Annotated in this window: 19 protein-coding genes; 7 read left to right on the top strand and 12 right to left on the bottom strand. The window is 71.1% G+C overall.

Annotation, left to right across the window (positions count from 1 at the left end):
- Positions 1–21: 21 nt before the first annotated feature.
- Positions 22–156 carry a hypothetical protein gene (locus tag U0R18_RS01025; protein ID WP_526365064.1) on the bottom strand — a complete coding sequence of 45 codons (135 nt, stop codon included), beginning with the start codon at positions 154–156 and terminating at the stop codon, positions 22–24.
- A 97-nt stretch (positions 157–253) separates the two neighbouring features.
- Between U0R18_RS01025 and cobG the strand changes: the two genes are divergently transcribed.
- Genes cobG through U0R18_RS01010 form a run of 3 tightly spaced genes read left to right on the top strand, consistent with a single transcriptional unit; the run spans position 254 to position 3,519 of the window.
- A complete protein-coding gene (gene cobG / locus U0R18_RS01020; RefSeq protein WP_526365062.1) occupies positions 254–1,396 on the top strand; it encodes a precorrin-3B synthase in 1,143 nt (380 codons plus the stop codon).
- Positions 1,397–1,405: 9 nt separating this feature from the next.
- Positions 1,406–2,032: a precorrin-8X methylmutase gene (locus U0R18_RS01015; RefSeq protein WP_526365060.1), complete on the top strand. Its 627-nt coding sequence runs from the start codon at positions 1,406–1,408 to the stop codon at positions 2,030–2,032.
- Positions 2,029–3,519: a precorrin-2 C(20)-methyltransferase gene (locus U0R18_RS01010; RefSeq protein WP_526365058.1), complete on the top strand. Its 1,491-nt coding sequence runs from the start codon at positions 2,029–2,031 to the stop codon at positions 3,517–3,519. The genes U0R18_RS01015 and U0R18_RS01010 overlap by 4 nt, the downstream gene beginning before the upstream one ends.
- 85 nt (positions 3,520–3,604) lie before the next feature.
- Here U0R18_RS01010 and U0R18_RS01005 read toward each other — a convergent pair whose 3' ends face one another.
- From U0R18_RS01005 to dprE2, 4 genes are read right to left on the bottom strand one after another with little or no spacing between them, the layout of a single operon-like run.
- The gene (locus U0R18_RS01005; protein WP_526365056.1) at positions 3,605–4,342 is read right to left on the bottom strand and encodes a cobalt-precorrin-6A reductase; all 738 of its coding nucleotides are present in this window, start codon (positions 4,340–4,342) and stop codon (positions 3,605–3,607) included.
- The gene (gene cobM / locus U0R18_RS01000; protein ID WP_526365054.1) at positions 4,339–5,094 is read right to left on the bottom strand and encodes a precorrin-4 C(11)-methyltransferase; all 756 of its coding nucleotides are present in this window, start codon (positions 5,092–5,094) and stop codon (positions 4,339–4,341) included. Before cobM ends, U0R18_RS01005 begins: the two co-directional genes overlap by 4 nt.
- Complete coding sequence (gene cbiE / locus U0R18_RS00995; RefSeq protein ID WP_526365052.1) at positions 5,091–6,266, bottom strand: precorrin-6y C5,15-methyltransferase (decarboxylating) subunit CbiE; 1,176 nt, start codon at positions 6,264–6,266, stop codon at positions 5,091–5,093. The genes cobM and cbiE overlap by 4 nt, the downstream gene beginning before the upstream one ends.
- A 17-nt stretch (positions 6,267–6,283) precedes the next feature.
- A complete protein-coding gene (gene dprE2 / locus U0R18_RS00990; protein WP_526365050.1) occupies positions 6,284–7,042 on the bottom strand; it encodes a decaprenylphospho-beta-D-erythro-pentofuranosid-2-ulose 2-reductase in 759 nt (252 codons plus the stop codon).
- A gap of 36 nt (positions 7,043–7,078) precedes the next feature.
- On the opposite strand from dprE2, the gene U0R18_RS00985 reads away from it, so the two are divergent.
- Complete coding sequence (locus tag U0R18_RS00985) at positions 7,079–7,498, top strand: F420-dependent biliverdin reductase (RefSeq protein WP_526365048.1); 420 nt, start codon at positions 7,079–7,081, stop codon at positions 7,496–7,498.
- A 79-nt stretch (positions 7,499–7,577) separates the two neighbouring features.
- Here the strand turns inward: U0R18_RS00985 and U0R18_RS00980 are convergent, their stop codons facing one another.
- Positions 7,578–8,705 (bottom strand): M24 family metallopeptidase, encoded by a 1,128-nt coding sequence (locus tag U0R18_RS00980; RefSeq protein WP_526365046.1) that lies wholly within the window; start codon positions 8,703–8,705, stop codon positions 7,578–7,580.
- Between the two features lie 31 nt (positions 8,706–8,736).
- Here U0R18_RS00980 and U0R18_RS00975 point away from each other — a divergent pair, with 31 nt between their 5' ends.
- Both U0R18_RS00975 and U0R18_RS00970 read left to right on the top strand, forming a co-directional pair.
- On the top strand, positions 8,737–9,168 hold the full coding sequence (locus U0R18_RS00975) for a nuclear transport factor 2 family protein (protein WP_526365044.1): 432 nt from the start codon (positions 8,737–8,739) through the stop codon (positions 9,166–9,168).
- Between the two features lie 4 nt (positions 9,169–9,172).
- Complete coding sequence (locus tag U0R18_RS00970; protein WP_526365042.1) at positions 9,173–10,123, top strand: 5'-3' exonuclease; 951 nt, start codon at positions 9,173–9,175, stop codon at positions 10,121–10,123.
- A 6-nt stretch (positions 10,124–10,129) separates the two neighbouring features.
- Here U0R18_RS00970 and U0R18_RS00965 read toward each other — a convergent pair whose 3' ends face one another.
- The 4 genes from U0R18_RS00965 to tatA form a co-directional block, all read right to left on the bottom strand.
- Positions 10,130–10,990, bottom strand: coding sequence for a DUF4333 domain-containing protein (locus U0R18_RS00965; protein WP_526365040.1), 861 nt, complete (start codon positions 10,988–10,990; stop codon positions 10,130–10,132).
- A gap of 121 nt (positions 10,991–11,111) precedes the next feature.
- Complete coding sequence (locus tag U0R18_RS00960) at positions 11,112–13,841, bottom strand: DEAD/DEAH box helicase (RefSeq protein WP_526365038.1); 2,730 nt, start codon at positions 13,839–13,841, stop codon at positions 11,112–11,114.
- A 99-nt stretch (positions 13,842–13,940) separates the two neighbouring features.
- The gene (tatC, locus tag U0R18_RS00955; RefSeq protein WP_526365036.1) at positions 13,941–14,861 is read right to left on the bottom strand and encodes a twin-arginine translocase subunit TatC; all 921 of its coding nucleotides are present in this window, start codon (positions 14,859–14,861) and stop codon (positions 13,941–13,943) included.
- Between the two features lie 54 nt (positions 14,862–14,915).
- On the bottom strand, positions 14,916–15,158 hold the full coding sequence (gene tatA, locus U0R18_RS00950) for a Sec-independent protein translocase subunit TatA (protein ID WP_526365034.1): 243 nt from the start codon (positions 15,156–15,158) through the stop codon (positions 14,916–14,918).
- Between the two features lie 118 nt (positions 15,159–15,276).
- On the opposite strand from tatA, the gene U0R18_RS00945 reads away from it, so the two are divergent.
- Positions 15,277–16,041, top strand: a complete 765-nt coding sequence (locus tag U0R18_RS00945) for an alpha/beta fold hydrolase (protein WP_526365032.1) — start codon at positions 15,277–15,279, stop codon at positions 16,039–16,041.
- Here the strand turns inward: U0R18_RS00945 and U0R18_RS00940 are convergent.
- Together U0R18_RS00940 and U0R18_RS00935 are read right to left on the bottom strand one after the other, a co-directional pair.
- Positions 16,038–17,000: a helix-turn-helix transcriptional regulator gene (locus tag U0R18_RS00940; RefSeq protein ID WP_526365030.1), complete on the bottom strand. Its 963-nt coding sequence runs from the start codon at positions 16,998–17,000 to the stop codon at positions 16,038–16,040. The two genes, U0R18_RS00945 and U0R18_RS00940, sit on opposite strands and share 4 nt — an antisense overlap.
- A complete protein-coding gene (locus U0R18_RS00935) occupies positions 16,997–17,974 on the bottom strand; it encodes a helix-turn-helix transcriptional regulator (protein ID WP_526365028.1) in 978 nt (325 codons plus the stop codon). Before U0R18_RS00935 ends, U0R18_RS00940 begins: the two co-directional genes overlap by 4 nt.

Genomic DNA, 17,974 nt, shown 5'->3' with positions numbered 1-17,974 from the left:
TACCCGACCCCACCCGCTGTGTCAGAGGTGGCCCATCTCCCGGCGCATCCGCGAATCGTCGAGGTAACGCATCCGGCACGGTGCGTCGTGCCGGACCTTCTTACCCCGATTGCGGCCGAAGACCGCGCGCAGCCCAGTGTTGTTCGAAGTGTTCATCGTTCTCCCCTATTCCCAACAGCTCGAACGCTATGACCTGCGCGATCGCGGCACACGCGTAGTGCGGTACCCGATTCGCGGCCCGTACGGTGAATGGATGGAGCGCAGCCGCGACGACGACGCCTGCCCCAGCGCCCTGCAGGTCCACCGGGCCGCTGACGGCGCGCTGGCGCGGATCCGGCTGCCCGGCGGCGCGCTGAACGCCGCGCAGCTGCAGACCCTGGCCGAACTGGCCGACCGGTCTGGCTCCGGAACGCTCGAGCTGACCTCGCGCGGCAGTGTGCAGCTGCGCGGGCTGCCGGATTCGCCGGCCGATCACGCGCTGGTCGCCGAGGCGGTGGCCGGGGTCGGCCTGCTGCCGTCGCCGACCCACGAACGGGCCCGCAACATCGTGGCCTCGCCGCTGTCGGGGCGCCTGGGCGGTCTGGCCGATGTGCGCCCGTTGGTGCGCCGACTCGACGCCGCGATCATGGCCGCGCCCATGTTGGCCGGCCTGCCGGGCCGGTTCTGGTTCGCGTTCGACGACGGGCGCGGCGACGTGTCCGCGCTGCGTGCCGACGCCGGTGTGCAGATGCTGGGCCCCGATTCGGCCGCGCTGCTGCTGTGCGGCGCCGACACCGGGGTCCGGCTGCCGGTCGACGAGTTGGTGCCCGCCCTGGTGACCATCGCGGAGCGGTTCCTGGCGATCCGCGAAAAGCGTTGGCGGATGACCGAACTCAGTGATGCGGAAGCCGCATCCTTACTGGCGGGCTTCCCGGCGAGCGCCCCGGTGGCCCTGCCGCACCTCGCCGATCCGACACCCGTCGGCTGGATCGAGCAGCACGACGGCCTGATCGCCCTCGGCGCCGTGGTCCCGCTCGGTGTGCTGCCGGCGCGTACCGCGGAGTTCCTGGCCGCCGTCCTGGAAACCTCGGGCGCACCGATGATCGTCACCCCGTGGCGCTCGGTGCTGGTGTGCGATCTGACCGAGGCGGTGGCCGACACCGCACTGCAGGTGTTGCCGCCACAGGGCCTGGTGTTCGACGCGGACTCGCCCTGGCTGCGGATCAGCGCCTGCGTGGGCAGTCCGGGGTGCGAACGCGCGGGCGCCGATGTGCGCGCCGAGGCCGTCCGCGCGGTGGCGGCCGGGACCGCGGGCCGCCTGCACTATGTGGGTTGCGAGCGGGCCTGCGGCAGCCCGGCCGACGGTGCGGTGATGGTGGCCACCCCGGACGGATATCTTCCGCGCATTCCCTCGTAGGGTGGGCGGGTGCTCGACTACATCCGCGACGGCGCCGAGATCTATCGGCAGTCGTTCGCGACAATCCGCGCCGAGGCGGACCTGTCCCGCTTCCCCGACGATGTCGCCCGCGTGGTGGTCCGGCTGATCCACACCTGTGGTCAGGTCGACGTCACCGAGCACGTCGCGTTCACCCCCGACGTGGTGACCCGCGCGCACGCCGCCCTGGCCGCCGGTGCGCCGGTGCTGTGCGATTCGTCGATGGTGGCCGCCGGCATCACCGCCGCGCGCCTGCCGGCCGGCAACGAGGTGGTGTCCCTGGTGGCCGACCCGCGCGCCCCCGCCCTCGCGGCCCGGACCGGCAACACCCGTTCGGCAGCCGGGGTGGAGTTGTGGGCGGACGCGCTCGGCGGGGCCGTCGTCGCCATCGGCAACGCGCCCACGGCACTGTTCCGGCTGCTCGAACTGATCGACGACGGTGCGCCCGTGCCGGCCGCCGTCCTCGGCGGTCCGGTCGGGTTCGTCGGCTCGGCGCAGTCCAAGCAGGAGCTGGTCGAGCGGCCGCGCGGCATGGCCTATCTGGTGGTCACCGGCCGCCGGGGCGGCTCGGCGATGGCCGCCGCGGCCGTCAACGCGATCGCGAGCGAGCGCGAATGAGCCACACGCCGACCGGCACCGGCACGCTCTGGGGCGTCGGCCTGGGGCCCGGCGATCCCGAACTGGTGACCGTCAAGGCCGCCCGGGTGATCGGCGAGGCGGACGTCGTGGCCTATCACAGCGCCCGGCACGGCCGCAGCATCGCCCGCACCATCGCCGCGCCGTACCTGCGGGACGGACAGCTCGAGGAGCATCTGGTCTACCCCGTGACCACCGAGGTCGCCGACCATCCCGGCGGCTACGCCGGCGCCATGGACGACTTCTACCGCAAATCGGCCGAGCGGATCGCCGCGCACCTGGACGCCGGCCGCGACGTCGCACTGCTGGCCGAGGGCGACCCGCTGTTCTACTCGAGCTACATGCACATGCATACGCGGCTCACCGAGCGGTTCGATGCGGTCATCGTGCCCGGGGTGACCTCGGTCAGCGCGGCGTCGGCGGCGCTCTCCACTCCGCTGGTGCAGGGCGACGAGGTGCTCACGATCCTGCCCGGGACCCTGCCGCCCGCCGAGCTGACCCGCCGCCTGGCCGACTCCGACGCCGCCGTCATCCTCAAGCTCGGCCGGTCGTATCCAGCTGTCCGCCAAGCACTTTCGGATGCCGGCCGGCTCGATGACGCGTTCTACGTCGAGCGCGCCAGTAGCACCGCGCAGCGGGTGCTGCCCGCCGACGAGGTCGACCCGGCCGCGGTGCCGTATTTCTCGCTGACCATGGTGCCGGGCGAGCGGATGCGCCGCGCCGAGCAGCCCGGCCCGACCGCGGGATCGGTCACGGTGGTCGGCCTGGGCCCCGGGGACGCGCAGTGGATGACGCCGCAGAGCCGACGCGAGCTGGCGGCGGCCACCGACCTGATCGGCTACGGACCGTACCTGGACCGCGTGGCGAGCAACACCGGACAGCGCCGGCATCCCAGCGACAACACCGACGAGCCCGAACGGGCCCGGCTCGCATGCGAATTGGCGTCCCGGGGCCGGTCGGTCGCCGTGGTGTCCTCCGGGGATCCGGGCGTGTTCGCAATGGCCACCGCCGTGCTCGAGGAAGCCGTCGAGTGGCCCGACGTCGAGGTCCGGGTGATCCCGGCGATGACGGCCGCCCAGGCCGTCGCCAGCCGGGTCGGGGCGCCGCTCGGCCACGACTACGCGGTCGTGTCGCTGTCGGACCGGCTCAAACCGTGGGACATCATCGCCAAGCGCATCGGCGCCGCGGCCGCCGCCGATCTGGTCCTGGCGATCTACAACCCGGCCTCCAAGACCCGCACCTGGCAGGTGGGCGCGATGCGCGACATCCTGCTCGAGCACCGCAAGCCCGACACCCCGGTGGTCATCGGCCGCGACGTCGCGGGCCCGAACGAATCGGTGCGGGTGGTCACGCTGGGCGAACTGGATCCCGCCGAGGTGGACATGCGCTGCCTGCTGATCATCGGGTCCTCACAGACCGTCCGACACGGCGACACGGTCTTCACCCCCCGGACGTACCCGCACGACTGAGCACCCGGGCCCCAGGACAGACCCGCGAGCGTGCGGCCATATGCAGATTCGTGGCGCCGAAATGCACATGGCTGCACGCTCGGCGTCAGGAAAAGCCTCTGACCCACTTTTCGGCCGCGTCCACCGACGGCACGCTGTACACCCCGGCGGGCAGGGCCGGCCGGTCGATCATGACCACGGCCACCCCCAGGGCACTGGCGGCGTCGAGTTTCGGCCGGGTCATCGCCCCCCCGCTGTTCTTGGTCACCAGCGCGTCGATCCGGTGCTCGCGCATCAGCGCATGCTCCCCGGCGTACTCGTACGGGCCGCGCGACAGCAGCAGTTCATGGTGGGCCGGCAGCATGTCCGGGTCCGGCGGGGTGACCGCCCGGATCAGGAACCAGGCGTCGCTGCCGACGAAGGCCGCGGTACCGGACCGGCCCGTGGTCAGGAACACCCGCGAATAGCCTTGCCGGGCAACCATTTCGACGGCTTCGGCATTGGAGCCGACCAGCGTGACTCCGGTGGGCTCCCAGGCCGGTCGGGCCAGCACCAGGTGCGGCAAGCCGAGTTCGGCACAGGCGGTGGTCGCATTGGCGGTGATGGTCGCGGCGTACGGGTGCGTGGCATCCACCACGGCATCGATCTCGTTGTCCCGTAACCACTCCCGCAGTCTGGCGACGCCACCGAATCCACCGACGCGCACCTGCCCCACCGGCAGGGCAGGGTCGGGCACCCGGCCGGCCAGCGAGCTGATGATCGCCACCTCGGGGTGTAGGCGCGCCGCCAGCGCGCGGGCCTCGGCCGTGCCGCCGAGCAGCAGGATGGTCCGCGTATTGGTCAATGCCGTGCCCCGCGCCGGCGGTCGGAGGAGTACAGGTAGCTGTCGGTGAAACCTTCCGCCGCCAGCACATCTCCCACGACGATGACGGCGGTGCGGGTGACCCTGGCCCGGGTCATCTGATCGGCGATGTCCGCGAGCGTGCCGCGCAGCACGATCTCCTTCGGCCAGGAGGCGAAAGCCACCACCGCGGTGGGCGTTTCGGCGCGGTAGCCACCGGCGAGCAGGTCGGCGACGACGGTGTCGATCTGGGCGGCAGCCAGGTGCAGTACCAGCGTCCCACCCACGCCGGCCAGGGTGCGCAGATCCTCCCCCGGCGGCATCGCCGTCGACAGCGTCGCCACCCGGCTCAGGGTGACGGTCTGCGCCACCCCGGGCACGGTCAGTTCCCGACCCAGGACCGCGGCCGCGGCGGCGAATGCCGGTACCCCGGGCACGATCTCGTGATCGATGCCCAGCGCGTCCAGCCGCCGGCCCTGCTCGGCGACCGCACTGTAGAGCGAGGGATCACCGGAGTGCAGTCGCGCGACATCGTGGCCGGCGGCGTGCGCCGCGGTGAGCTCGTCGATGATCTGCTCGAGATTCAGCGGCCCGGTGTCGACCACGCGGGCCCCGGGCGGGCACAGCGCCAGCAGATCCGCCGGCATGATCGAGCCGGCGTACAGGCAGACCTGGCAACGTTGCAGCAGCCGCTGGCCGCGCACCGTGATCAGGTCGGCGGCACCGGGTCCGGCGCCGATGAAGTACACCGTCATTGCTTGACCACCCACCACTGCGTCACGGGCATCGACGGGTGCCACCCGGTGAAAGAGCCGACGGGTTCGCCGGCGTAGTGTTGATACCGGCGCAGCACACCACCGTACGTCGAATAGTGCTGTACCACAGCGGCTTCCGATTCCGCGGTGACGGCGTTGGCTACCAGCCGGCCACCGGCGGGCAGTGCGGCCCAGCACGCGCCGAACAGACCGGGCTGGGTCAGGCCGCCGCCGACGAAGATCGCCGACGGCGCCGGCGCACCGTCGAATGCGTCCGGAGCCCCGCCGCGGACGTCGACGCGCGCGCCGAACGCCACCACGTTGGTCATCAGCCGGTCGCGCCGGACGTCGTCACGCTCGAAAGACACCGCACGGCAGCCGGATTGGCTGCGGCACCATTCGATCGCGATGCTGCCCGAACCCGATCCCACATCCCACAGCAGTTCCCCGGGCCGGGGCGCCAGCGCGGCCAGCGTGACCGCGCGGATCATCTGCTTGGTGATCTGCCCGTCGTGGGCGTAGGCGTCGTCGGGCAGGGCCGAGCCGCGGCGCTCGTCGGGCAGGTATCGCACCGCCAGCACATTCAGCGGGTCGATGTCACCGGGCCCCTCGGCGGTCCATTGTCGGGCCGTGCCGTCCCGGCGGCATTCGCCGGGCCCGCCGAGCTGTTCGAGCACGCTGAGTTCCGAGTCGCCGCGCCCGGATTCGGTGATCAGCCGAGCGACGGTCACGGGGTCCGCCCCGTCGCGGCACAGGACGATCGCCTGGCCGCCGGGCCGGATCGCGGTGTGGGGCCGCTCGGTCATCAGGCTGATCACCTCGGTGTCCTGAACCGCCCAGCCCATCCGCGCGCAGGCCAACGTCACCGAGGACACGTGCGGCAGCACCGTGACACGCTCGGGCCCGAGCACCTTGATCAGGCTGGCGCCGATTCCGTGCAGCATCGGGTCCCCGCTGGCCACCACGTGCGCACTCGTGGCGCTGTCGCGCAGGGCCTCGAGGGCCGGTGCCAGCGGCGACGGCCACTCCCGACGCTGCGCGGCCACGGTGTCGTCGAGCAGATCGAGCTGGCGGCGGGAGCCGTAGATGACCGTGGCGCCGCGAAGTTCGGCCCGCGCCGCATCGCCCAGTCCGGCCATCCCGTCGGCGCCGATCCCGACCACGGTAATCACCGGGGCATCCTCGTTCATCACCGGGGCATCCTGCGCCACAGCGCCCGCGGCACGAACCGCGTCACGAACGCCAGCACCCCGACGCCCCACGGCACCCAGACGCTGCGGCGGCCCCGGGCCAGCGCCCGGACCGTCGCATCGGCCACCTGTTGCGGCGTGCTCGACATCGGGGCGGGCTCCATGCCCTCGGTCATCCGGCCGATCACGAATCCGGGCCGGACGACCAGCACCTGCACCCCGGACCCGTGCAGCGCATCGGAGAGTCCGGCGGCGAACCCGTCCAGGCCGGCCTTGGCCGAGCCGTAGACGTAGTTGGCCCGCCGCACCCGGGCGCCGGCGATCGATGAGAACACCACGATCCGGCCGGACCCGTCGGCGCGCATCCGCTGCGCCAGCAGGGTCAGCAGGCTGACCTGCGCGACGTAGTCGGTGTGCACGATGGCCACCGCATGATCGACGTCCTCCTCGGCGCGGGCCTGATCACCCAGCAGCCCGAACGCCAGGACCGCGGTGCCGATCGGCCCGTACTCGGTGTGGATCTCGTCGAGCAGCGGTGCGTGGGAGGGCAGGTCGTCGGCATCGAAGCCCTTGACGTGCACGTCGGCGGCGCCGGCGGCGCGCAGTGCCGAGACCTGCTGGTCCAGGCCATGACCGTGCCGCGTGGTCAGGATCACCGTGGCACCGGGGGCGAGCCGGAGCGCGACCTCGCTGCCGATCTCGCTGCGGCCGCCGAAGACGACGATCAGTTGCCCGGCCCCGCGCTCCGTGTCCTTCACGGCTGCGATTATTCACCTGCGCTAGCGTGAGGAGCGATGTCACCTGCAACCACCCGCCTGACCAACGACGCCCTGGCGTTCCTGACCGAACGCCACCTGGCAATGCTGACCACCCTGCGGGCCGACGGCTCGCCGCACGTCGTGGCGGTGGGCTTCACCTTCGATCCCAAGACCCACATCGCCCGGGTGATCACCACCGGCGGGTCGCAGAAGGCCGTCAACGCCGAGCGGGGCGGCGTCGCCGTGCTCAGCCAGGTCGACGGCGCGCGCTGGCTGTCCCTGGAGGGCCGCGCCGGCGTCAGCACCGATCCGGAGTCGATCCGCGACGCCGAACTGCGTTACGCGCAGCGCTACCGGACCCCGCGGCCGAATCCGCGCCGCGTCGTCATCGAGGTGCACATCGAGCGCGTGCTCGGCTCGTCGGAACTGTTGGACCGCGGCGCCACCGAGGACTGACCGCGAGCGTGCACCGTTATGCATTTCCGGTGGCTCCGGATACACATGGGTGCACCCTCGCCGAACGAAGCCGGATGGCTCAGTCCACTGGGACGACGATCAGGTCGTGCGGCCGAGAGTTGAGTGACTCCGCACCGTCGTCGGTCACGATCACGATGTCCTCGATGCGGGCACCCCATTTGCCCGGGAAGTAGATGCCCGGCTCCACACTGAACGCCATTCCCGACTGCAGGGGCAGATCGTTGCCGGCGACGATGTAGGGCTCCTCGTGCACCGACAACCCGATGCCGTGTCCGGTGCGGTGCACGAAATAGTCTGCCAGCCCCGCCTCGGCCAGCACATCGCGCGCCGCGGCGTCCACCTGTTCGGCCGTCACTCCGGGCCGCACCGCGTCGACCGCCACCTGCTGCGCGCGTTGGAGGATCGAATACTGTTCGGCCACTTCGGAACTGGGCTCACCCAGGCTGTAGGTCCGGGTCGAGTCGGAGTTGTAGCCGGGTTCGTACGGACCGCCGATGTCGACGACGACGATGTCGCCGGCCTGCAGTTCACGGTCGGAAACCTCATGGTGCGGGTCGGCACCGTGCGGGCCGGATCCGACGATGATGAACGCCGCCGCCGAATGTCCCTCGGCCACAATGGCATTGTCGATGTCGGCGGCCACCTCGGATTCGGTCCGACCGGGCACCAGGAACTCGGGGACCCGCGCGTGCACCCGGTCGATCGCGGCGCCGGCCTTGCGCAGCGCGTCGATCTCGGCCGGGTCCTTGATCATTCGCAGCGTGCGCAGCACCTCGGTGGCCAGCACCGGCAGCTCGCCCAGTCGAGCGGTCAGCGGTAGCAGGTGCAGCGCCGGCATAGCATCGGTGACGGCCGTGGCCACCGGCGCCCCGCCGAGTGCGGCGACCACCAATTCGTAGAAGTCCTCGCCGTCGACCCAATCGCGCACCGACAGACCGAGATCCACCACCGCGGAGTCCTTCAGGGAGGCCAGTTCGAGCCGGGGCAGCACCACCGTCGGCTCGCCGGAGACGGGCACGACGAGGGCCGTGAGCCGTTCGAAGGTCTCCGCTCGCGAGCCGATCAGGTAGCGCAGGTCGTAGCCGGGCGTGATGATCAGCCCGGCCAGTCCCGCATCGGCGGCGGCCTGCGCGGCGGCCCGCAGTCGGTGGGCGTACACGGTGGCGTCGAAGCGGCTGGAGCTCATGGACCCAGGCTAGTTGGCTAGTGTCGGCGACGTGGAACTCTGGGAACTCGCCGCGCGGGAGCACATCCGCGACACGCTGGCCCGCTACACCTGGTCCGGTGACGCCGGGAAGATCGACGACCTGGCCCTGACCTTCGCACCGGACGGGGTACTGGAGATCCGCGGCGAGGAACCGCTGCGCGGCCGCGACGCCATCGCCGCCCGCCTGGGCGGGGTCGCGACCACCCCGGTCGCGCCCGGCGTCAAACGGATCGTCCGCCACAATCTGGCCAACATCCGGTTCACCGCCGTGTCAGCCGAGCGCGCGGCGGTGTCGTCGTACTTCACCGTCGTGACCGAGATCGGCCTGGACCACTACGGGCGCTACCGGGACGAATTCGCGCGGGTCGGCGATCAGTGGCTCATCACGCACCGGTTCGTCTCCACCGACTGGGCCGCGCCGAACTCCACCATGGCTGGCTAGCCGGATGGGCTCCCTGGTTCTGCTCGACGGCGCGAGCATGTGGTTCCGGTCGTTCTTCGGTGTGCCGTCGTCGATCACCGCCCCCGACGGCCGGCCCGTCAACGCCGTCCGCGGCTTCATCGACGCCGTCGCCACCGTGATCACCACGCAGCGGCCCAGCCGTCTGGTGGTCTGCCTGGATCTGGACTGGCGGCCGCAGTGGCGGGTCGACCTGATCCCGACCTACAAGACGCACCGCGTCGAGCAGGAGGTGGCGGGGTCCGATCCGGACATCGAGGAGGTGCCCGACGATCTGAGCCCGCAGGTCGAGATGATCATGGAGCTGCTCGACGCGTTCGGCATCGCCACCGGCGGCGCCCCGGGATTCGAGGCCGACGACGTGCTGGGCACGCTGGCCGCGCAGGAACGGGCGGACCCGGTGGTCGTCGTCAGCGGCGACCGCGACCTGCTGCAGGTTGTTACCGACGAGCCGGTGCCCGTGCGGGTGCTCTACCTGGGCCGCGGGCTGGCCAGGGCGACACTGTGGGGTCCGGTCGAAGTGGCCGAGAAGTACGGGCTGCCCGTCGGCCGGGCCGGCTCCGCCTACGCCGAGCTGGCGATCCTGCGCGGCGACCCATCCGATGGGCTGCCCGGAGTGGCCGGAGTGGGTGAGAAGACCGCAGCGGGTCTACTCGCACGGCACGGTTCGCTCGACTCGGTGCTGGCCGCGGCGGCCGACCCGAAATCCGATGTGGCCAAGGGCATTCGGGTGAAACTGGCGAATGCGGCCGACTATCTGGATGCCGCCGAGACGGTGGTCCGGGTAGCCGTGGATGTTCCGGTCAACCTGTCCACCGGTTCCGATGCACTCCCGCTGGCGGCCGCCGATCCCGCCCGGGTCGCCGACCTGGCGGCCCGTTACGGGGTCAGCTCGTCGATCGCCCGACTGCAGAAGGCACTGGACTCGCTGGACTGAAGGGGCCTACTTCGGCCGACCCACCTCGTAGGTGCCCTTGTCGTCCTGGAACGTGACGGTGACCTGACGCTTGGTGCCGTCGATGCTGACCTCGCAGGTGAACGAATCACCCTTCTTGACGGTCGGGTTCTGGCCGTTGTTGCACTTGACGTCCTTGACGTTCTTGGCGCCGTAGCCGTTGGCCTCGTCCGACAGGATCTGCTGGACCCCGGTCTGCGCCTTGTTCACGTCGAGCTTGGTGGTGACGAAGAAGCCGGGCTTCCAGAATCCGAGGATCAGGACCGCGGCGACGATCAACGCGGCCAGCACACCCAGGATGGTGCCCAGTGCGGCCACCGACTTCTTCGAGGCGGTCTCCTCGCCGAGCGGGCCGTACTGCGGCTGACCCGGCTGCCCGTACTGCCCGGGCTGCTGACCGTACTGCGGGTACGTCTGGCCGTACTGCGGCTGACCCGGCTGCCCGTACTGGCCGGGCTGCTGGCCGTACTGCGGCTGCGCGCCATACTGCTGCGGCTGGCCGTATTGCTGCGGCTGCGTGTACTGGGGTTGCCCGTACTGCGGCTGCTGCCCGTACTGGGGCTGGCCGTACTGCGGCGCCGCATACGGCTGCTGGCCGTACTGGGGATAGCCCTGGGGCTGGGACGCGGCCTGACCGTAGGTCGGATCCTGGTACTGCTGCGTGGCGTAACCCGGGTCCGGGGTGGCCGTCGGCTGCTGGTAGGCCGAGTACTCCTGCGGCGGCGAGTAGGCGGGCGGCTGCCAGCCCGATGATGCCGAAGCCTCCGGTGTCGACCCCGAAGCGGTCTCCGCCGACTGATCCGACCCCTCCTGCGACGGCGTGGGGTCCGATCCCTGCGGTCCGGTCATCGTTTCTCCTCAATATCCGGATTATCCGGGCACTGCCGGTATCAGCCGTTGCTCCCGCATCACCCTACCCGTTGCCCACACGGGCGCACGGGCGCGACGCCCCGACGACTCGCCGAGCCGATCACCCGCTGTCCACGGCGACGACGCCGCGGCGGACGTCGTCGATCGCCCGTTTGGCGGCGGCCCGCGCCCCGGCGTCGGGCGCGGCGATCCGCACCTGGTCGAGCAGGTCCAGGATCTGCCGGCACCAGCGGACGAAGTCGCCGGCCGACAGGACATTCCCGCTGCCGGTGTCGGCGGCCTCGAGCGCCGCGGCGAGGTTGCCCGTGGTCGCCCAGGTGTACGCGGCGGTGACGAACCCTTCGTCGGGTTCACGGGACGGGCCGATCCGGTGCCGGTTCTCGTCGGCGCGCAACTGGCCGGACAGCCGCTGGGTGGCCGCCAGCGCGCGCCGCAGCCCGGCCGTCGGTGCGCCCTGCAGCCGGGGTGAGGGTCCGTCGCTACCGCGGGATTCATAGACGACGGCCGACACCACGGCGGCCAGTTCGGCCGGGGCCAGGTCCGTCCACGCGCCGGTACGCAGACATTCGGCCACCAGCAGATCGCTCTCGCTGTAGATCCGGGCGAGCAACCGGCCGTCGCCGGTGGCCTTCACGTCCTCACCATCGGCGATCAAGAAGCCCCGCTCGGAGAGCAGCCCCACGATCCGGTCGAAGGTACGGGCCAGTGAGTTGGTGGCCGCGGCGATCTTCTGGCGCAGTTGGGCGTTCTCGCGCTCCACCCGCAGATAGCGCTCCCCGACCCGCGCCATCGCCTCCCGGTCCGGTCGGGAGTGCGCGGGATGGTGGCGCAGCTCGTCGCGCAGCGCGGCCAGTTCCGGGTTGGTGTCCGGGTCGGCTTCCCCACCGCGCCGGCGCCGGCCTTCGGGGATGACCAGTCCGGCCGCGGCGGAGCGCAGCGCCGACGCCAGATCGCGGCGCACGCGCGGCTGGCGGTGCTCGACGCGCTTCGGCAGCGACATCGTGCCCACCGTCGTCGAGGCGCCGGTGTAGTCGGCGGTCGAGATGCGGCCCGCCCAGCGGTGCTCGGAGAGCACCAGCGGGCGTGGATCCTCGTCGTCACGGGCCGGCTCGAGCACCACCGCCAGGCCCCCCCGCTTTCCACCGGTGATGTTGATGATGTCGCCGCGGCGCAGCGCGGTCAGGGCCTCGGTTGCGGCCTGCCGGCGATGCAGCCGAGACGAACGCGCCTGTGCGCGTTCGGCTTCGGAGATCTTCGCGCGCAGCCGGACATAGTCGAGCATCGGCGCGTCCTTGCCGCCGAGTTCGTCGGCGATCTCGTCGAGCAATTTCTCGCCGCGCTCGGCGCCACGCACCAGCCCCACCACCGAGCGGTCGGCCTGGTACTGCGCGAACGACTGCTCCAGCAGTGCGCGGGCCTGCGCGGGACCCATCTGCCCGACGAGGTTGATCGTCATGTTGTACGACGGTGCGAACGAGCTGCGCAGCGGGAAGGTACGGGTGGACGCCAGCCCGGCCACCTCGGCCGGCTCCACGTCGGGCTGCCAGATGACCACGGCATGGCCCTCGACGTCGATGCCGCGCCGCCCGGCCCGGCCGGTCAGCTGGGTGTACTCCCCCGGGGTCAGCGATGCGTGCTGCTCGCCGTTGAATTTCACCAGCCGTTCCAGCACCACTGTCCGCGCGGGCATATTGATGCCCAATGCCAGTGTCTCCGTGGCGAATACGGCCTTCACCAGACCGGCGGCAAAGAGTTCCTCGACGGTGTGCCGGAAGATCGGCAGCATCCCGGCGTGGTGGGCGGCCAGGCCGCGCAGCAGGCCCTCGCGCCACTCGTAATAGCCGAGCACCTCCAGATCGGCGTCGGGCAGGTCCCCGCACCGCCGGTCGATCACCTCGGCGATGCGGGCGCGCTCGGAATCGGTGGTCAGCCGCAGCGACGATCGCAGGCACTGTTTCACCGCGGCGTCGCAGCCGGCCCGCGAGAAGATGAAAGTGATTGCCGGGAGCAGGCCTTCGCGTTCCAGCGTGGCGATGACGTCGGGCCGCGCGGGCGGCCGGAACATGCTGGGCCGGTGCGAGCGGTTGCCCCGGCCCCGGTCGCGGGGCGCCCAGTCGGCCATCCGGTCCGCCTCGCGCCGGTGCGCGATGTGGCGCACCAGGTTCGGGTCGACCACCAGTTTCTGCTCGGCGCCCTTGTTGGCCTGGTAGTCGAACAGATCGAAGAGTCGCTTGCCCACCAGCATGTGCTGCCACAGCGGCACGGGCCGGTGCTCGTCGACGATCACGGTGGTGTCGCCGCGGACGGTCTGGATCCAGCCGCCGAACTCCTCGGCGTTGCTCACGGTGGCCGACAGGCTCACCAGCCGAACATCGTCGGGCAGGTGCAGGATCACCTCTTCCCAGACGGCGCCGCGCATCCGGTCGGCCAGGAAGTGCACCTCATCCATCACGACGTACGAAAGCCCATACAGCGCAGGCGAATTCGCGTATAGCATGTTGCGCAGCACCTCGGTGGTCATGACGACCACGGGGGCGTCGGCATTGACCGACACGTCACCGGTGAGCAGGCCGATGCGTTCGGGCCCGTAGCGGCGGACCAGATCGGTGTGCTTCTGGTTGCTCAGCGCCTTGATGGGTGTGGTGTAGAAGCATTTGCGGCCGGCCGCCAAGGCCAGGTGCACCGCGAACTCCCCGACCACCGTCTTGCCCGCCCCCGTCGGCGCGCACACCAGCACACCGTGGCCACGTTCCAGGGCGTCGCAGGCGTCCCGCTGGAAGGGGTCGAGGGCGAACGGGAGTTCGGCGGCGAACTGCTCGAGCTCGGTCATGCCCACCGCGTTCCCAGCGAGCGTCCGCGTTGGTACACAGCGGCGCGGCGTGTCGTGTACAGACACGGCCGCTCGGCGCAGAGGGCGCGGGGCGCGGGGTCAGGTGACGTCATCGTGCGACAGCGCCGTCGGCGGGGCGATCACCGAGGGCTGGTCGTCGGGAATGGCGGAATCCTCCTCGGCCGCTTGCCGTTTCGCCTTGCGTCGGTCGTGGATGTGCGCTACCTGGATCGCGACCTCCATCAGCAACGTCAGGGCCAGGCCCAGCGCCAGCATGGAAAACGGGTCGGAGCCAGGGGTGGCGAACGCCGCGAAGACGAACACCCCGAAGATCAGTCCGCGGCGCCAGGCCTTCAGCTTCTCGTAGGGCAGGATCCCGACGACGTTGAGCATGATGATCAGCAACGGGAATTCGAAACCGACCCCGAACACCAGCAGCAGGTTCACCAGGAAGCCGAAGTACTGGTCACCCGACAGGGCGGTCACCTGCACGTCGCTGCCCACCGTCAGCAGGAAGTGCAGGGCCTTGGAGAGCACGAAATAGGCCAGCACCGCGCCGGCCAGGAACAGCGCGGCCGCCGAGACCACGAACGCGGCGGCGAACCGGCGTTCCTTCTGGTACAGGCCGGGCGTGATGAACGCCCACAGCTCGTAGAACCAGACGGGGCAGGCCAGCACCACGCCGGCCATCAGGCCCACCTTGAGCCGCAGCATGAACTGGTCGAACGGCGCGGTGGCCAGCAACCGGCAGCCGCCGTCCGCGCTGATGTCGGCGCGCGCCGAGGGCGGCAGCGAACAGTACGGCTGGCGCAGCCATTCGCCCAGGCTCTCGAACCCGAACAGGCCGTGGCCGTACCAGTAGAAACCGAAGATCGTGGTGACGGCGATGGCCGCGACGGCCACCAGCAGCCGGGTACGCAGTTCCCGGATGTGGTCGACGAGCGACATTGTGCCGTCGGGATTGACCTTGCTGCGACGGTTGCGCGGATCGAGCCGCTTCAGCGAATCGGGTGTCTTCACGAACAGAGTCGACTAACGCCGCGCGGCGGCGGCGAATCGATGGCGCTCAGCCGGTCAGGCCGGTCGCGCGTCGGTGTGCCCGGGATCGACCCGTTCGGACTGCACCGGGGTGGCGGCCGGCGGCGCCGGCGTGACCGGGGGTTCGGTTCCGTCGTGCTGCAGTTCCTTGACCTCGGCCTTGAAGATACGCATCGACTTGCCCAGCGAGCGGGCGGCATCGGGCAGACGCTTGGCGCCGAACAGCAGGATGATCACGATCGCCAGAATTGCCCAGTGCCACGGACTAAGAGCGCCCAATTCGGTTACCTCCAGACCAGAACGTGCCGTGGGCCTCGATGCTACTCCGCTGCGAGCCCCCGCCGAGACACTGCCGAACCCGTGGACCCCGCGCCGGTGGTGGTGCCACACTTCCCCGGTGAGCTCGCCGAAGCCGCCGCTGGTCCTCCTGCACGGTGTCACCGGCTCGGGTCGGATCTGGCAGGACGTCGTCCCGCTGCTGTCCGGGCAGCACGACGTCCACACGCCGACGCTCCCCGGGCACCGGGGCGGACCTGCGATCCAGCGCCGGCCGGCCACGATCGGCGAGCTCGTCGATGCCGTTGAGCACTATCTCGACGAACACGGCCTGGCGAAACCGCACCTGGCGGGAAATTCGCTGGGCGGCTGGGTGTCCATCGAGCTGGCGCGACGGGGACGGGCAGCCAGCGTGTGCGCCCTGTCCCCGGCGGGTTTCTGGTGGGACGCCAAGTCCCACGACCGGGTCGCCGGGCACATCAACCGCACGCGCACCCTGGCACGCATCCTGCGGCCGGCGACGCCGCTCGCCCTCAGGTCGGCCATCGGCCGCCGCCTCGGTCTCCGCGATGTCGCGTGCCACGGTGAACGCCTCACCGCGGCGAGGGTCCAGGAGATCGCCGACATCGCCGACGACAGCACCTTCATGGACGACTACACCCCGCACGAACAGGTCGCGCCGCTGGATCCGTTGCCCTGCCCGATCACCCTGGCCTGGTCGCAGTTCGACCGCCTGGTGCCTGCGGAGACCTACGGGCGGACTGCGCGTGAGCGGCTACCCGGCGCCACCTGGGTGCTGCTACCCGGTGTCGGGCACATCCCGATGATCGACGACCCGGAGCTGGTGGCCCGGACCATCCTGGCCGTCACCGGCGCGGTGGCCTAGACCCCGCCGTACGCCTCGAGCGCCGCGACGGCCGCCGACCGCATCCGGTCGACCAGTTCCGGCGGCGACAGCACGGTGACCTCGGAGCCGAAGCCCAGCAGCAGCCGCGCCATCCACTCCTCGGAGGCGTAGGTCATCGCCGCCTCGCACGATCCGTCGGGTGATTCGGCGAGCACCCGCATCGGGTAGTAGTCGAACATCCAGGCCGCGCGGGGCGCGATGCGCAGGGTGGCCGTCGGCAGACCGGGGTCGCCGTCGAACAGGGAGGTGTCCGTCCCCGCCGCCACCGCCGGGCCGGGCGGCATGGCCGGCTGGTCGAGGACCGTGGCGTCGACGATGCGGTCGAACCGGAACAGCCGGACCCCTTCGGACTCCCGGCACCAGGCCTCCAGATAACTGGAGTCGTTGATCAGCACCACCCGGATCGGGTCGACGGTCCGGGCCGACAGGGCGTCCCGTGACGCGGAGTAGTACTCCAGCGTCAGCGCCCGTCCCTCCAGGACCGCTTCGCGGACCGCCGCGGCGGCCCGACTCTCGACGGGCGCCTGCTCCGGTTCGGCCGACGGCACCCCGTCCGGCGTGACGGTGCCGGCCGCCGCCTCGATCTTCGCGATGGCGCTGCGGGCGGCCTCGGGGTCGACGACGCCGGGCACGTCGACCAGGGAGCGCAGGGCGACCAGCAGGCCGGTGGCCTCCGGTGAGGTCAGCCGCAGCGGCCGGTCCATGCCCGCCGAGAAGGTGACCTCGATCGTCTCGCCGGTGAATTCGAAGTCGATCAGGTCGCCGGGACCGTAGCCGGGGAGCCCGCACATCCAGAGCTGGTTCAGGTCGGCCTCGAGCTGTCGCCGACTGACCCCCAGGTCGGCCGACGCCTCGGCGAAGGTGGTCCGCTGGTTGGCCTGGAAGTACGGAACCATGTTCAGCAACCGGACCAGCCGGGTCGAGACACCCGTGCTCACAGTTGGGCCCGCAGCCGCTCGATCACGTTGTCGCGCAACGCCTGTGGCTCGAGGACGACGGCATCGGCGCCGTATCCCGTGATTTCGCGGGCCAGTCGGTCGCGCGAACCCATGTCGATCTCGATGATCTCGCCCGCCCGCCCGCCGAGGGTGTGCGGGCCCGCGGACACCCCGGCGCGCCGCAGCGCGGTCGCACGGTCGTCGGCCACCCAAACCCGCGCGGTCACCCCGGCCGGCGGGTCGCCGACCACCCGGGCGACGAGTTCACGCAGATCCACCCCCTCGGGGCGGGCAACGGCACCGGCGGGGCCGATCGCGGTGACGTCCGGCGCGATGCGGGACAGCCGGAACGTGCGGGTGTCGTCGCGGTCCCGGTCGTGCCCGACCAGATACCAGCGTCCGTTCTGGGTCACCACGCCCCAGGGTTCCACCGTGCGGGTGGTGTAGTCCTCGGTGCGGGTCGGCCGGTGCCCGAACGTGACGACCCGGCCGTCGTTGATCGCGGCCAGCAGGGTGCCCAGCACGTCCTCCGATCCGCGCAGACCCGGTAGCCCGGCGCGACCGTGCACCGGGATCGCGCGGTCGGCGTCCACATCCACCCCGGCCGCGCGCAACTTCAGCACCGCCCCCTGGGCGGCGGTGATCAGCTCCGGCGACTCCCACAGCCGGGTGGCCACCGCGACGGCGGCCGCTTCGTCCGGGGTCAGCTCGATCTCCGGCAGCGCGTAGGCCTCGCGGTTGATCCGGTATCCCTCGGTGGGGTCCAGCGCCGACACCCGACCGGTTTCGAGCGGGATGCCCAGATCGCGCAGTTCATTCTTGTCACGCTCGAACATCCGGGAGAACGCCTCGTCGCTGGGGCTCTCGGCGTACCCGGCCACGCTGCGCCGGATCCGCTCGGCCGGCAGGTAGCCGTGCGTCGAGAGCAGCGCGATGACAAGGTTCATCAATCGTTCGACTTTCGAGGTCGCCAC

The organism is Mycobacterium sp. (assembly GCF_046330795.1).
In the GTDB taxonomy this organism is placed as follows: domain Bacteria; phylum Actinomycetota; class Actinomycetes; order Mycobacteriales; family Mycobacteriaceae; genus Mycobacterium.
The sequence above is the reverse complement of the archived record's forward strand: the minus strand, read 5'-3'. Positions and strand labels throughout refer to the sequence as shown.